We start from the raw sequence: 14,110 nt of genomic DNA on the forward strand, positions 1-14,110 counted from the left end.
AGAAAATTGAGCATGGAAGCCCCATGCTTTTTCCTTTTGGGGAGAATGGATATGGAAAAATCAACGATACAATCAGATCAAATAATTGAAATTTGCTTGCTTGCTGGGAAACTCCTTTTGCAAAACGGAGCCGAAACCTATCGCGTTGAAGATACGATGATACGCATGGCTTTTGCCTTTGAGCTCCGGCGTTCGCAAAGTTTTGTGATACCTACCGGCATTATCTTCTCCATCGATGGAGTGGAAGCAACGAGACTTATACGGATCACGGAACGTTTTACAGATCTTCAGAAGGTAGCTTTGGTTAACAACATATCAAGGCAGATTAGCGAAGGGGGGCTTACAGCAGAGGAGGCTCTCTCTCGCTTAAAAGAGGTTGAGTCGGCTAATTATTCCTATCCTATATGGCTGCAAATCACCTCAGCAGCCCTTGCCAGCGGCTGTTTTTTGATTATGTTCCTAGGGAGCTGGGGCGACTTCATACCGGCTGTAATTGCCGGTGGACTTGGTTATTCCTCGGTTCTATATTTCCACCGGTTAGCGGAGATAAAATTCTTTGCGGAGTTTTTAGCCTCTTTTCTCATTGGAATTGTATCTTACTTATTCGTGTTTTCAGGTATAGGAAGCGAATTGGATAAAATCATTATCGGTTCCGTGATGCCGCTTGTTCCCGGGCTTCTCATAACCAATGCGGTCAGGGATTTAATGGCGGGTCATTTGATTGCCGGATTAGCTAAAGGGGCAGAAGCATTCTTAACTGCCTTTGCGATAGGAACGGGAATAGCCATTGTTTTTTCTATATTGTAACGGAGTGGGTTGCTATGGGAATCGTAGAACAGCTTAGTACGAGTTTTTTGGCTTCGGTTGCGTTTGGGATCATCTTTAATGCACCCAAGGCCTCTCTGGCTATATGTGGACTGGTTGGAATGGCAGGTTGGATGATTTACTTCTTACTGGTCCAATATCAGGTGGAACAAGCTTTGGCAACCTTGGCAGGGGCTTTTTTCGTTGCTGTATTTAGTCAGTTTTTTTCAAGGAAGTACAAAACCCCGAGTATCATCTTTAGTGTCATGGGGATTATCCCTTTGGTACCTGGCGGCTTGTCCTATGATGCCATGAGAAACTTTGTCGAAAATGACTATAGTGAGGCGCTACAATTGGCGGCAAGAGCCTTTATGATTTCCGGAGCTATCGCATTCGGGCTCGTTTTCTCAGAAGTCATTAACCAATTGATTAAGCGAAGAAAGCTTCGATAAGGAATCTGGACTATCTTTGGGTTTATTCCTGCGGATGGTATTGATAGAGATCCAGGTCAATCCGGCAATCATTGATAAAACGGATATTTTCCATTTCCAGCAGTTGCTTTTGTTCGCGGTATAACTCCCGGTTGCTAGTATTGATTTCGCCTGATGAATGAATGATGCGATGCCAAGGGAGTTGATGATTGTGGCTCATGGAATGAAGAATGCGGACGACTTGCCTGGCTCCTCGCGGGCTACCGGCTAAGGAGGCAACCTGGCCGTACGTCATGACTTTCCCCGCAGGTATACTTTTAATGATGGAAATGGTTCGTTCGGTAAAAGGTTTCATTAAATCACTCCATGGTTTACTTACTAGGGCTTGATGAGGGTACCCTTAACTGGGTGCCAGGCACTTTTGGGACACCCTCATCAAATTATTCTGCTTGTGTCCAGTCTGAAAACAATCCGCTGCCGTTACACCCAGGGCAATCCAAGGAACTCATGTAGTAATATCCACTGAGGATGACCGGATTGTACCCTCTGCCGAGACAATCGGGGCATTTGCCTTGAGATTGCATCTCGGTCACTTTCTTTTGGTAGTTTGCTTCTTTCCAGTCAGATAATAATTGAAATAATCCCAATTATACTCCTCCTATTTCAAGTTATTATCATAATGAGGAAAAAAAGCTAGATTTATTCCTTTCTGGTACATCTTGCATCATTACCACTCAAACAGTATCATTTTTAAGACAGGTTTTGTACTGCGGGAAGGGGATTTGACTATGAGTAAACAATTGCCGCCGGGACAGTTTGAGACAGATACATGGCCCATTCTTCATGAAGGGGATGTCTACACTTTTCAGGAAGATCAATGGCAGTTCAAGTTGTTCGGTGAAGTGGAAAAAGAGCGGGTTCTTTCCTACCAAGAAATTTTGAAGCTGCCCAAGACCATAACAACAATGGATATGCATTGTGTGACCACATGGTCAAAATTCGATACGACCTTTGAGGGCATTTCTTTTCGTGAACTGGTCAAACTGGTGGACCTTAAGCCTGAAGTGAAGTATGTAAGAATTTATGGATATTTGGGCGGTAATCCGATGGGTTATTCAGCCAATTTGCCGCTTGATGCGCTATACGGGGATGATTCGCTTTTTGTGTATCGCTGGAAGGATCAAAGCCATGACTGGCAAGCCATCACGCCAAAGCATGGATATCCCCTCCGATTCATTCCTCCTGCTTCCTTTTATCTATGGAAGGGATCCAAATGGGCTACTGGCATTGAGTTCATGAAAGAGGATCAGGCAGGCTATTGGGAGGTCAGAGGCTATTCCATGACCGCTAATCCCTTTAAAGAAGAACGCTTCTCTTAGTGCGCAAAAATAAACGGATGGAGGCAGAACCCATCCGTTTATTTTTTTCTTCGCTTCAATTTCCTGCAGTACGGACTTAGGCTGCAGAGCTGTGAACGATGTTTTTTCAGCTTTCTTCGCGGAATTTTCTCCAGCTTAGTTATAATACGGCTGGCTATCTTGGCTCCATCTGTCCGTATTTGCTTAAATTTCCTTTTGAAAGTAGAGCGATGCTTTAATGCCTGCTCGATTTTCCTTCCCAATTGCTTTGGTTTATTTACGCAGGCGATATCGCTTCGCATAATATCCTTTAGCATTCTAACTTTTTGTTTTCTCTCAGACGTGTCCGGAGGCAGCATCAGAATAGGGGTTTGGGTGGAGATACAATCCACAAGGATACCCATACCCGGTTTTGTTATGACTAGCTCTGCCGCGCGCACCAGATCTTTTCCATTAGGGAATAAGGGCGCTTGGATGACGCGCTTATCAAACTTGAATTTTTCATCCTTAAACTGACCCGCGATGACAAAACGATGTTTTTTAGCAAGACGATTAATGATCTTATACCACTTGCGTATGGACTTGTAGCGTCCATCACCAAGCCCGGAGCCCATCTGGACTAATATGAAAGGTTCGTTGCTTTTTAACCCTAGTTGTTTCTTCACCTTTGCTTGTGATGTTGTTGACTTTCTTGAGATAAGCGGGATGGGGATGTAAAGACATTTTAATTTCTTAGGCGCTTTTTGTGGAGGTTTTACATTCATGTGAAGGAATACGTCAGTTTGGTTGGCGACTTTCAGGATATGTCGCTTATATCTTCGCATCTTGCGGTCATCCCTGCGGTGGACAAAGAAATCACTATGATATAACGAAACCATTTTCGCGCTTTTTCGGAAGGTACGACCTTTCCGCAATCTAGGGATCTCAGGCCGCCAATCGTGGATGATAACATTCGCTTTTCTGCCCCCACTTACTTTTCCTTTTCTATAGAGCTTTAGATCGCATTTCTTGGAAAGATTTTGCTTTAAATACTTATGGGTTTTGTCGAAGGCATATATGCGTACTTTTTTCCTTTTCGCACGCAGTAAGTTAACAATACTGATGCAACGTCCTAAGTGTCCCATTCCTCGCCCCACAATAAACGAAATCATGATTCTCCCCCTTTCTGGTGTAGCAAGCTCAGAGCTTTTATAATCTAGTCTATTCACATCAACCTAGAAGACATGGGGCACTGCCCATTTCTCCAGGAAAATAGGTGCATGTCTGGAGTAATGTGCTATAATGCAGTGAATTAAATAGGAGGTGTAACATGCTTATCACGCAAAAGCAATATGAAAAGATGGCGGAAGGCGGTGCTAGGAGGCTATTTGATTTTGAAGGGTATCGCCTGATTGATATGGTCGATTCTGAAGATAATCAGTCATACCTTATTATCGATTATGATGAGGATGAATTTCATTCCATCACTCTTCAAGAGGCTTATGGGCTGCTTGCCTTATTTTTATCCATGCAAAACGGTGACGTGCTCGAAGAAAGCCTCCTCATGGCCATAGAACAGGTAATAAAGAAATAGAGGGACACATATATTCAAGTGTTCACTTGATGTGACCAAAATATGGTGATATAATAAAAAGGTTGACGAACCGGAAAAATGTTCTAGTGTAATTCAGTTACGCCGACAGGACGCACGCCATCTCAATGGCGTTGGGGAATGTCGGTTTTGTTCTACTGTCAGAATTTATAACTTCGTGGCATCGATAAGACAGCGCGAGGAACGGTATACTATACTTGTTTGAATATAAAGCAAGCTATATTAATTCGAAGCCAGTTTAACCTCCCAGTTAAATTGGAGATGAATTTGCATTACATAGTGAAATTTCGTCAATGCTAAGTGATATGAACATAGATGATAAGGAGTAAAATGTATGACAACATTTCATGAATTAGGAATTAGTGGCCCCATTTTGCGGGCAATTACAGACATGGGCTTCGAGGAAGCTTCTCCCATACAAGAGAAATCCATCCCCGTTGCTTTAACAGGTAAGGATATTATTGGGCAAGCCCAGACTGGTACTGGAAAAACGGCGGCTTTCGCAATACCGATCCTAGAAAACGTGGACACAAGCAAAGACTATGTCCAGGCGATCGTTATTGCCCCAACCCGGGAACTAGCGATTCAGGTTTCTGAAGAGATTAACCGGCTAGCAAAATATATGGGAATCCGTTCTTTGCCTATTTACGGGGGACAGTCCATTGACCGCCAAATCAATGCATTAAAAAAACGTCCTCATATCATTACCGGAACTCCCGGGCGGCTTTTAGATCATATACAACGAAAAACCTTAAGATTAGATCGCATTTCGACCGTTGTTCTGGATGAAGCCGATGAAATGTTAGATATGGGCTTTCTGGAAGATATCGAGCGTATCTTAAAGGAAACGCCAGAGGACAAGCAAACCTTATTGTTCTCTGCTACCATGCCGAGACCGATTCAAAATCTCGCGGAAAAGTTCATGAAAAATCCTGAGCTAATAAAAATGAAGGCAAAGGAAGTCACTTCTCCAACGGTAGAGCAAATCTATTATGAGGTTAATGAACGGGAAAAGTTTGATGTGCTTTGCCGACTGCTGGACGTAGAAAATCCGGAGTTAGCGGTTATTTTCGGACGTACGAAGAGGCGCGTAGACGAATTGAGTGATGCCCTAAACAAGAGGGGTTACCTGGCAGATGGGTTGCATGGCGATTTAAACCAGCGCCAGCGTGATGTGGTCATGAATAAGTTCCGCGAAGGGACGATTGATATTTTGGTTGCAACAGATGTTGCGGCTCGAGGGATCGATGTTTCCGGTGTGACTCATGTCTACAACTTTGATATCCCGCAAGACTCGGAGAGCTATGTCCACCGTATCGGAAGAACAGGAAGAGCAGGGAAAACGGGGTTAGCGACGACCTTTGTTACACCTCGCGAGATGGGGCAGCTTCGCAGCATTGAAAAAGCCTCGAAAGGCAAGATCAGCCGCAAACCGATTCCAACAGTGGCAGAAGCAATGGAATCTAAACAACGAATTGCATCTGATAAAATGATTCAATTAATTGAAGAAGGTCAATATTCCCAGTATAAGCAAACGGCGACAGAACTGCTTGACCAGTATGATTCCATTACTTTGGTTTCCGTAGCCTTGAAGATGATGACGAAGGAACAAACGGACGTTCCAGTTCAATTAACAGCAGAGGAACCTCGTTTTGCTAAGAAGCCTAAATTCAAGGGTGACGGCAAATCTGACCGTGATCGCCATTTCAAAGGGAATAAAGGGCACGCAGGAAAAGGGTACGTTGGCAACAAATCCAAAGGCAAGCGGGAACGGACGGGCAGAGCCCCTCGCCAATTGGAAGGGACATTCAAATAACTTGCTGAAAATAGCCTCATGGAGGCTATTTTTTTTCCAATTTATTTTAATTAAAATTGATTGAGCCTTGGTCTTCCTTTCTGTTAGAATAAGGTTTGGAAAGAAAAATAAGGATGACTCACATAAATAGGTGAATAAGGAGAGAATTGAGAATGGAAAAAGTACTTATATTCGGACACAAAAACCCAGATACTGATTCTATTTGTTCTGCCATTGCTTATGCAGACTTGAAAACCAAGCTAGGCTTTGAGGTGGAGCCTGTACGTTTGGGCGAAATCAATGGAGAAACCCAATTTGTATTGGATCATTTTAAAGTTGAATTACCTAGATTAGTTCAAACGGTAGGAAATGAAACCAATGGTGTTATCTTAGTGGATCACAACGAAAGACAACAAAGCGCAGACGATTTAGATAAAGTTCGCGTACTGGAGGTTATCGATCATCACCGCATCGCTAACTTCGAAACGAGTGATCCGTTATACTATCGTGCTGAACCAGTCGGATGTACTACAACCATCTTAAATAAAATATATAAGGAACATGGTGTGGCTATTCCAAAAGAAATCGCTGGATTGATGTTGTCCGCAATCATTTCCGATACGCTTTTGTTTAAGTCCCCAACTTGTACGGACCAAGACGTGGCAGCCGCTCGTGAGTTTGCAGCCATTGCTGAAGTTGATTTGGAGAGCTATGGATTAGCGATGCTTAAGGCAGGGGCTGACTTGAGTGACAAGACGATCGATCAGCTTATTTCCCTCGATTCCAAGGAATTCCAAATGGAAGGCCATAAAGTTGAAGTTGCTCAAGTCAATGCGGTGGATACCAATGATGTCATGTCCCGCCAAAAGGAATTGGAAGAAGCTCTTTCCAAGCGCATTGCTGAGAAAAATCTGGACTTGTTCTTATTTGTCGTCACTGATATTTTAAATAATGATTCCATTGGTTTGGCTCTAGGTGAGAAAACGAAAGCAGTAGAAGTTGCTTATAATGTTACATTAGAAAACAATACGGCCTTGCTTAAGGGCGTCGTATCACGTAAGAAGCAAATTGTCCCTGTGTTGACAGAGGCCTTTAGCAAGCTGTAAGAACTGAAAACAAAGAAGGAGCCGCTTCATGCTGGCTCCTTTTTGCTTTTATTTCCATGTGCTATCTTACGGAAAGAGAAATCGCCCACTCCTTCTCTATAGAGTGCCACTCTTTTTGGGGCGGAAATGCTGTAGCTGCAAAATTTTTTGCTGATAAAGTCAACACATCAGGTTCATGACGCAACTTCCTCGTTTTTTGGGTTCTTTTGGCTTAGAAAGTTACATAAACCAAAAGAGGGGGTGATGTCCGTGGTCGTAATTGCGATGTGTCTAGTCATTATCTTAGTTTTATTCGGGGTTTATTCCCTGTTTAGAAGAGAAAAAACGTATTCACCTAATCAAGTGATGGCGGGTACCGGACTCGCGGGAGGAACGCCGGGAGTAGGAAGTGATCAAGAAGAAGGCGCTGACGGAGGGGAATAAGAATAGAGTAGGGGCTGATCAAGCCCCTACTCTATTTTTCATCGGTTACCCAATCCCTTTGCAGAGTGAGGAGCTCTTTCAGCTCATCGCCAGATAGCTCAGTAATCCACTGTTCCCCAGATCCGACGATTTGTTCGCTTAATTCCTTTTTTCGCTCCATCATGTCATCAATTTTTTCTTCCAGTGTCCCCAAAGTGATGAATTTATGCACTTGAACACGGCGAGTTTGTCCAATCCGATAAGCGCGATCAGTGGCTTGGCTTTCCACAGCAGGGTTCCACCATCGATCGATATGGAACACATGGTTTGCCGCCGTAAGGTTTAATCCAATTCCTCCGGCCTTCAAAGACAGAATGAAGAAGTTTGCCGTTTCCCGATTTGGCTGGTATTCCTCTTGGAATCGCTGAATCATCTCATCCCGCTTTTCTTTTGGCACCCCGCCGTGGAGGAAAGGAACCATCTCATGAAAGTGCTCTTCAAGCACTTGTTTTAGCATTTGTCCCATTTCCACATATTGGGTAAAAATGAGGCACTTTTCTCCTTCCTGCCGGAGCTCGTCCACCATCTCAAGCAGTCTTTCCATTTTAGGAGAAAGATTCATTCGCTGTTCATCGGCTGCCTTTATTAGCAAATGAGGATGATTACACACCTGCTTCAGTTTGGTTAAAGAAGCAAGAATCATCCCTCGGCGTTCCATGGGCGATGCGGTTTCCAGTTTTGTGAACAAATCTTGGAGAACCGCTTCATATAAAGAAGCTTGTTCCGGGGTAAGGGCTAGATACTCTTTGCTTTCCAGCTTATCGGGCAAATTCAGTTGAATCGATGGATCTGTTTTGACTCGACGAAGCAAGAAAGGCCGAATGAGTCGCTGCACCTGCTCAATTAAGTCTTTGTCCTGCTCTTTTTCGATGGGACTTACAAATCGACGGGTGAAGTCACGCAGGCTGCCTAAATATCCAGGATTAATAAAATCGAAAATTGACCACAGTTCCGTGAGTCGGTTTTCAATCGGGGTCCCTGTCATGGCAATCCGATGGCGGCCTTTCAGCTGTCGGGCAGCGGTGGCTTGTTTGGTATAAGCATTCTTGATATTTTGCGCTTCATCAAGACCGATGGCATTCCATTCGACCGCTTGAAGCTCATCGCCATCTAGATGGGATAGCGTATAGGTAGTGAGCACGACGTCGATCCCTTCTAGCGCAGGCTGAAATTCATCTCCCTTCTTTCGTTTAGATCCGTAGTGGACATAAACCTTTAAGGCAGGAGCGAACCGATGTAACTCCTTTTGCCAGTTGCCTAGTACTGAAGTCGGGCAAATGAGCAGAGACGGTACAGAGCTTTTTTCGTTTTCCTTCATGTAAAGAAGATAGCTAATCCATTGAACCGTTTTTCCTAATCCCATATCGTCAGCTAAACAGCCGCCTAGCCCAAATCGGCGCAAAAACACGAGCCAGGAATAGCCCTCGACCTGATAGGGGCGAAGGGTTGCTTGCAGGCTGGCGGGCGGCATGCTCATGGGCAGCGAGGTGATCTCCTGCAGCTGGCTGATCATGGAAAGGAGCGAACCGTTCAATTCAACTTGAAGATCAAGCGGATGCTCGGAGTCTTCCTGAAGAAAATGAGTCTCAAGCACTTCACCAAGGGTCATTGCTTTTTGCTTGCTCATTCTTCGCATGATGCTTTGCAAATGCTCGAGGATGGAGGCATCCAGTTGAATCCATTTTCCATTGATTTGGATTAGCTGCTTTTTTTGCTTGAGTATTTCTGAAAATTGTTCTTCACTGAGTGAGGTGTCTCCAATGGAAATCTTCCAATCAAATTGCATAAGCTGTTCAAGCCCTAGCATGCTTTGTCCGACAGGAGATTGAATTTTGGCAACAAGCCTAGGTTTGCGTTTTTCCAGCTGCGTCCACCAAGAGGGAAGCAGGACTATGAATCCTGCCTCTGCAAGGCGGAGACTTCCCTCCGATAAAAAAAACCAGGCCTCTTGATCATTCAACCGGCGGGTAAAAGAGGCTGATGAATTCGGATGGTGCAGCCAAGGAAGAATTTTTTCCATTTTGTCGATTTCACGGTCTACTCTCTTCAAATCGTTTAACCAGTGACTTGGAAGCTCTGCGTATTCTTCGGGATAAGCAAAAAAAAGATCACTCCGCTGACGGTCCCGTAAGACGAGGCGAAGAGTCCATTCGCTCTCTTCCGCTGGTTCCAGCAGCTGAAGGGCAATTCGGAAAGGGGCAGGATCATCGCTCCAGCCAATATCGATTAACCAGTCCTCTTCCGTCCAGTGAATGCGGTGCTCAAGACCTAAACGCATCAGGGGATGCTTGAAAATATCTTGAAGTTGTTCGCTTATGATTTGCTCTCCCCATTCCTTAACGTAAACAGGTACGGTTTCCAGCGGCAGAGGAAAGGTCCAGCCTTCTTCTCCTTTTTGCCAAAGGTTAAAATCGGGCTGGAAGCTTTTGTTTAAAACGGCTTCCTGCAGTAACGGCGCAATCCTCATGATTTCTATTGTCTCATCGCTCCAGTTCAGCTGTTGATGAACAAGCGGTGAGGGATTCGAAAAATAATCCAGGGCCATTGCGGGGGAAAGAAGGATGCCATCCCATCCGCCGACATCCTGAATGTCCAGGAAAGTTCCATAAAAGGATGGCTCGTGCCAACTGAACAAACGGGTTTTTAATTCCAGAGGATCGAGGGGCTGGCCTGTTCGGTATCTTGCCCAAACCAACACTCCCGAAGAAGGCACCCAGCGGCTATAGATGGTGATTGATTCCGTATCTCTCATGGAAGCAGTTTTCCTTTCTGTAATTCCTCTTGCAAGGCACGGAGGCGCTTATGCTTGTCCGCTAATTGAAGAATGAAGGCATTCCAACGGTCTACTTGCTTTAAGCGTTTATAATACGTACGAAGTTTTTTGAGCAGCTTGACAGCTTGCTTATAGGCTTGACGGTTTTTTTCCCGAATCGAGAGTTCCACAGCCCGGTGATAAAAAGGAAGCAAGGCGGGCAAGTCGGAGCTTTCCACTCGCTTCAGCAGATCCTTAGAAATATGAGAGGGAACATAGCCTTGCACAAGAAGAAAATCTACCCATCGACGAAATTGTTCTGTCTCCAGCAGGTGATCCAAATAAAAGCTTGAGCTTGCTGGGAGCAAAGACGTGAGCACCTCGATCCATGTTTCCCGTTTTGCAGGCTGAGCATCTGCCAAACGGGCCCAAAAACCGAGAATCAAACGCAGATCGTTTTGTTCCGTTTGGGCTAGATAGGGATAAAGCCAGTGGAGCCAGGCAGACAAGCGGTTCCATTGCTCAAGATGACTCGTGACAGATAAATAAAAAATAGCTTCTGAGACTTCGCTTGCACTCATGATCGGAGTCAGAAGGGCTCTTGCCGAGTCATCCTGATCGAGCATGAACTCCAGATGGGCCAACATAAGCCGCAATGTCCGACGTTGCAGGAGCGGCAGGGAAGGATGGTGCAAAAGCTCCTCTAGTTTAAGCTTTTCCTCGGCGATCCAATCGGTGTTTCTTAATGCATGCCAGCAAACCAATCGGTAGATCGTCAACCAATCTACAGTTGATGGAGTGGATGAAAGGGCCTGGTAGGTCAGCAGAGCAGCCCATTCCTTCAGTTGATGGAATGGGGGATGATTTTCCTCCTTGAGTAGTTCCAGCAAGTGAGTTAAGACAAATTGAAAAGTGGCTTTTAATTGCCGATCCGAGGTATAAGCAGTTCGCTTCTCTATAGCTTCCAGTTTTTGCAGGCTGAACAATGCAAGATAAAGATGATAAACAAATCGATGGGAAGGATGCCAATGTTCGGCACGATGTCCCCAATCGTCAAAAAACTTCTGATATTTGAATGGAAGATCATAGGTATAGCCAGAAACATAGGAGGAAAATGCGAGCTCGAAGGCTTCCGTCCAATGATCGGATGAATCTGTTTCTTGAACCGTCTGATCATTTTGCCTTGGAATACCCTTGCGAGTACCTATAAAAAAATCCTCAGGGTCTGTGATGGCAGAAAGGACCTCGCAAAGGGTTGCTACAATATGTTTACAGATTACGTTATAGGGACAGTTGCAGGAACTGTTGGTGAAATGCTGGAGATCCAGTGAAACATGGTACGGTTCCGTTCCCAGGACGACCGCTTCAATCATGCTATCGCGAAGATATAGGCTTTCCACTTTCCCGTGTTGGTAATAGTTTAGCCCTCGCCTCATGATGACATCATCTACGATATCAAGGGCGACTTCAGCGGTATGATATAGATGGTTTATATCGATCTGACGATGGCTCATACTTTTCCTTCCTCCTTCGGTAGGAGCATCAAATTCTACTTTAACAGAAGGATGAAGAGGAAGCTAGAACCCGATCGTTTGACTTTTTCATGCCTTCCATTCTACAATTTAAAATGTAGGGAGTGATTCCGTCGAATGAAGCTAAGAAAAATTCACGTCAATATAGGTTTAGTCGCCTTGGTTTTAGGTTTTATGATTTCATTTTCCGTGAAATATACCCAACAGATGCAAGCCTTGCAGACCGTTCCGGAGAAGCAGCTTGATAAAAAACAGGAAATTCAAGAACAGATCATCAAGGAACAGGTAAAAAAGCAACAGCTCACGGACCAACTAATGGCTGCGAAACAGCAGGTGACAGAAATGGAGAAGAAATTAGCGTCAAATGAAGCCCATGGACAGGCTCTTTTAAAACAGCTGGAAACGCTTCGGATGTGGGGGGGAACCGTACCTGTCGAAGGCAGGGGAGTAGCGGTGACATTAACGGAAAATGCTCATGCCAAGGACAATCCTGGCAGTGATGCAAGCGTCCGTGAAGAAAACTTAAGACAAATTATCAATGAGCTTTTTGCTGCTGGCGCTGAAGCGGTCAGCCTTAACGGACAGCGATTAACAACCCATTCTGCCGTTATCTATTCCGGTCTAGTGATGCTAGTCAATGATACTTCCATAAATGCTCCTTATGAAATCTTGGCGATTGGTGATCCGACGATACTAAAGACAGCCATGGAAATGCCTGGTGGCGTTCTTCAGCATTTGAGGCAGTATTCAAAGGTTGCCATACAAATTGAAAAAAGGGACAAGGTCGAGGTTCCGGCCTTTACGGGAGGCTCGATGTGAAGAAAAACATTCAGACTCTGATTCTCATTACTTTGTCCAGTTTGCTTGTAGGCTATTTACTCGCTATACAATACCAATCCAATCAGCAAGCGTCAGCGAAGGATAACCAAGATGTGTCCTTTCTTCGCCAGGAGCTCCAGAAAAAACTGGAGAATAATTCAAATCTCGAAGAGGATATTGAGAAGTATCAAAAGCTAGTAAGGCAATATGAAACTTCGATGGAAGAGGCGGATTCGTTTTCTATCATTGAGGAAGAGATCGAACGCCTGCAGATCCTTGTCGGAGAATCCGGTGTCGAAGGGCAGGGTCTCTTGGTTCGGATTGAGGAAATACCCTATGATGAAAATTATGAAGGAAACTATTTTGATAGCATGGTGTATGACGAGGATCTGCGTTATCTGGTCAACGAGCTGTTTGCATCGGGGGCCAAGCATATTTCCATTAATGGGCATCGAATTACCCCGACAACATATATCCGATCGGTTGGAGACGAAATATTAATTGATACCAAGCCTATTAGCACGCCTTATACAATTAAGGCAATCGGGGATCCCGCTCTTTTGGAATCTTCAATTAAGATAAAGGGATTTGATGAGTACTTCAAAATTATGAATAAAAACCTATCAATCGAAAGAAGCGACCAGATTTGGATTCCGCCCATTCAGCGCAGTCTTATTATTCGCGAAATGGAGATCTTGGATGCTCCTTCTTCCTAAAAAAAGCCACCGCAGCAGGTGGCTTTTTTTAGGATGGCAATATCCATAGGGATAAGAGATACAGGACAGCCAGATGAACAGGATAAAAGCTTCGGTATACTCCCCTGTGTATGGAGATTGGTGGAAGATATAGCCGGTAGGGGATCAGTGCGGTTCCGAAAATACTAAATAACTGAATATAGAACCCCAAACCACTACTAACTAAGTAAAAAATATTAAGAAACACATGGTAGAGGATCTTTTGCTGATCCGCATACCGATAGATAAAAATGAGGGCGATGCCGTATAGCCCATAATCCATTGGAATAAAGATAGATGCAGAAAAGATGCCTAGCAGCAATGCGGGGCGCAATGCTTCCTTCTCCAGATGCTCCATGACAAAAAGGCCAACAAGTCCTAAGAGAAGGGTGAAAACCACGTTTAATTCCACTGTTTTTAAGGCTAGGCTGTACGGAATCTGGGAGAGCAAAGCGATCCACCATAGGCGTTCCATATATTTCTGCAAATCTTTCGTATGGTAGTAGCCCTGAACTAACAGCCAGCAGTAAAGTGGGAAGGCTAATCTTCCTATGATTCGGAATAGTTCGTGATCGGGAAAGAATAGTAAGCCAACATGATCTGTCAGCATCGTAATCATGGCAATGAGCTGTAGCATGATAGATCTCCGTTCTATTTCTATTTTCATATTATAGCAATAGGAATCTTGGTGTTCAATCATGTCACATAAGGGATAATCGGGACGAA

The 14,110-nt window shown here is 44.4% G+C and carries 15 protein-coding genes; 9 read left to right on the plus strand and 6 right to left on the minus strand.

The annotated features are described in order from the left end of the window. The first annotated feature begins 51 nt into the window (after positions 1-51). Both ABLT31_RS03505 and ABLT31_RS03510 read left to right on the plus strand, forming a co-directional pair. Entirely contained in the window at positions 52-807 is a 756-nt protein-coding gene (locus ABLT31_RS03505; RefSeq protein WP_367748913.1) for a threonine/serine exporter family protein, read from the plus strand. A 14-nt stretch (positions 808-821) separates the two neighbouring features. Next, on the plus strand, positions 822-1,256 hold the full coding sequence (locus ABLT31_RS03510; RefSeq protein ID WP_367748915.1) for a threonine/serine exporter family protein: 435 nt from the start codon (positions 822-824) through the stop codon (positions 1,254-1,256). 22 nt (positions 1,257-1,278) lie between these two features. On the opposite strand, the gene ABLT31_RS03515 is transcribed toward ABLT31_RS03510, so the two are convergent. Continuing rightward, entirely contained in the window at positions 1,279-1,590 is a 312-nt protein-coding gene (locus ABLT31_RS03515) for an MGMT family protein (RefSeq protein WP_367748917.1), read from the minus strand. Positions 1,591-1,675: 85 nt separating this feature from the next. Next, positions 1,676-1,882: a methionine aminopeptidase gene (locus tag ABLT31_RS03520; RefSeq protein ID WP_367748919.1), complete on the minus strand. Its 207-nt coding sequence runs from the start codon at positions 1,880-1,882 to the stop codon at positions 1,676-1,678. Between the two features lie 141 nt (positions 1,883-2,023). Between ABLT31_RS03520 and ABLT31_RS03525 the strand changes: the two genes are divergently transcribed. After that, a complete protein-coding gene (locus ABLT31_RS03525) occupies positions 2,024-2,614 on the plus strand; it encodes a molybdopterin-dependent oxidoreductase (protein WP_367748921.1) in 591 nt (196 codons plus the stop codon). Between the two features lie 38 nt (positions 2,615-2,652). Here ABLT31_RS03525 and ABLT31_RS03530 read toward each other — a convergent pair whose 3' ends face one another. Continuing rightward, positions 2,653-3,744, minus strand: a complete 1,092-nt coding sequence (locus ABLT31_RS03530; protein ID WP_367748923.1) for a glycosyltransferase family protein — start codon at positions 3,742-3,744, stop codon at positions 2,653-2,655. A gap of 158 nt (positions 3,745-3,902) precedes the next feature. On the opposite strand from ABLT31_RS03530, the gene ABLT31_RS03535 reads away from it, so the two are divergent. The 4 genes from ABLT31_RS03535 (at position 3,903) to ABLT31_RS03550 (ending at position 7,508) form a co-directional block, all read left to right on the plus strand. Next, complete coding sequence (locus ABLT31_RS03535; protein WP_367748926.1) at positions 3,903-4,166, plus strand: hypothetical protein; 264 nt, start codon at positions 3,903-3,905, stop codon at positions 4,164-4,166. Between the two features lie 352 nt (positions 4,167-4,518). Continuing rightward, on the plus strand, positions 4,519-6,000 hold the full coding sequence (locus tag ABLT31_RS03540; RefSeq protein ID WP_367748929.1) for a DEAD/DEAH box helicase: 1,482 nt from the start codon (positions 4,519-4,521) through the stop codon (positions 5,998-6,000). 152 nt (positions 6,001-6,152) lie between these two features. After that, complete coding sequence (locus tag ABLT31_RS03545; RefSeq protein ID WP_367748932.1) at positions 6,153-7,085, plus strand: manganese-dependent inorganic pyrophosphatase; 933 nt, start codon at positions 6,153-6,155, stop codon at positions 7,083-7,085. A gap of 249 nt (positions 7,086-7,334) precedes the next feature. After that, positions 7,335-7,508: a hypothetical protein gene (locus ABLT31_RS03550; protein ID WP_367748935.1), complete on the plus strand. Its 174-nt coding sequence runs from the start codon at positions 7,335-7,337 to the stop codon at positions 7,506-7,508. 31 nt (positions 7,509-7,539) lie between these two features. Here ABLT31_RS03550 and ABLT31_RS03555 read toward each other — a convergent pair whose 3' ends face one another. Together ABLT31_RS03555 and ABLT31_RS03560 are read right to left on the minus strand one after the other, a co-directional pair. Beyond that, entirely contained in the window at positions 7,540-10,299 is a 2,760-nt protein-coding gene (locus ABLT31_RS03555; RefSeq protein WP_367748938.1) for a DEAD/DEAH box helicase, read from the minus strand. Further along, positions 10,296-11,813, minus strand: a complete 1,518-nt coding sequence (locus tag ABLT31_RS03560; protein ID WP_367748941.1) for an SWIM zinc finger family protein — start codon at positions 11,811-11,813, stop codon at positions 10,296-10,298. The genes ABLT31_RS03555 and ABLT31_RS03560 overlap by 4 nt, the downstream gene beginning before the upstream one ends. Positions 11,814-11,948: 135 nt before the next feature. Here ABLT31_RS03560 and ABLT31_RS03565 point away from each other — a divergent pair, with 135 nt between their 5' ends. Both ABLT31_RS03565 and ABLT31_RS03570 read left to right on the plus strand, forming a co-directional pair. Beyond that, positions 11,949-12,650: a DUF881 domain-containing protein gene (locus ABLT31_RS03565; RefSeq protein ID WP_367748944.1), complete on the plus strand. Its 702-nt coding sequence runs from the start codon at positions 11,949-11,951 to the stop codon at positions 12,648-12,650. Then, positions 12,647-13,366, plus strand: a complete 720-nt coding sequence (locus ABLT31_RS03570; protein WP_367748947.1) for a DUF881 domain-containing protein — start codon at positions 12,647-12,649, stop codon at positions 13,364-13,366. Before ABLT31_RS03565 ends, ABLT31_RS03570 begins: the two co-directional genes overlap by 4 nt. 28 nt (positions 13,367-13,394) lie before the next feature. Here ABLT31_RS03570 and ABLT31_RS03575 read toward each other — a convergent pair whose 3' ends face one another. Then, positions 13,395-14,021 (minus strand): TraX family protein, encoded by a 627-nt coding sequence (locus ABLT31_RS03575; RefSeq protein ID WP_367748950.1) that lies wholly within the window; start codon positions 14,019-14,021, stop codon positions 13,395-13,397. Positions 14,022-14,110 lie beyond the last annotated feature (89 nt).

Source organism: Ammoniphilus soli, from assembly GCF_040813775.1.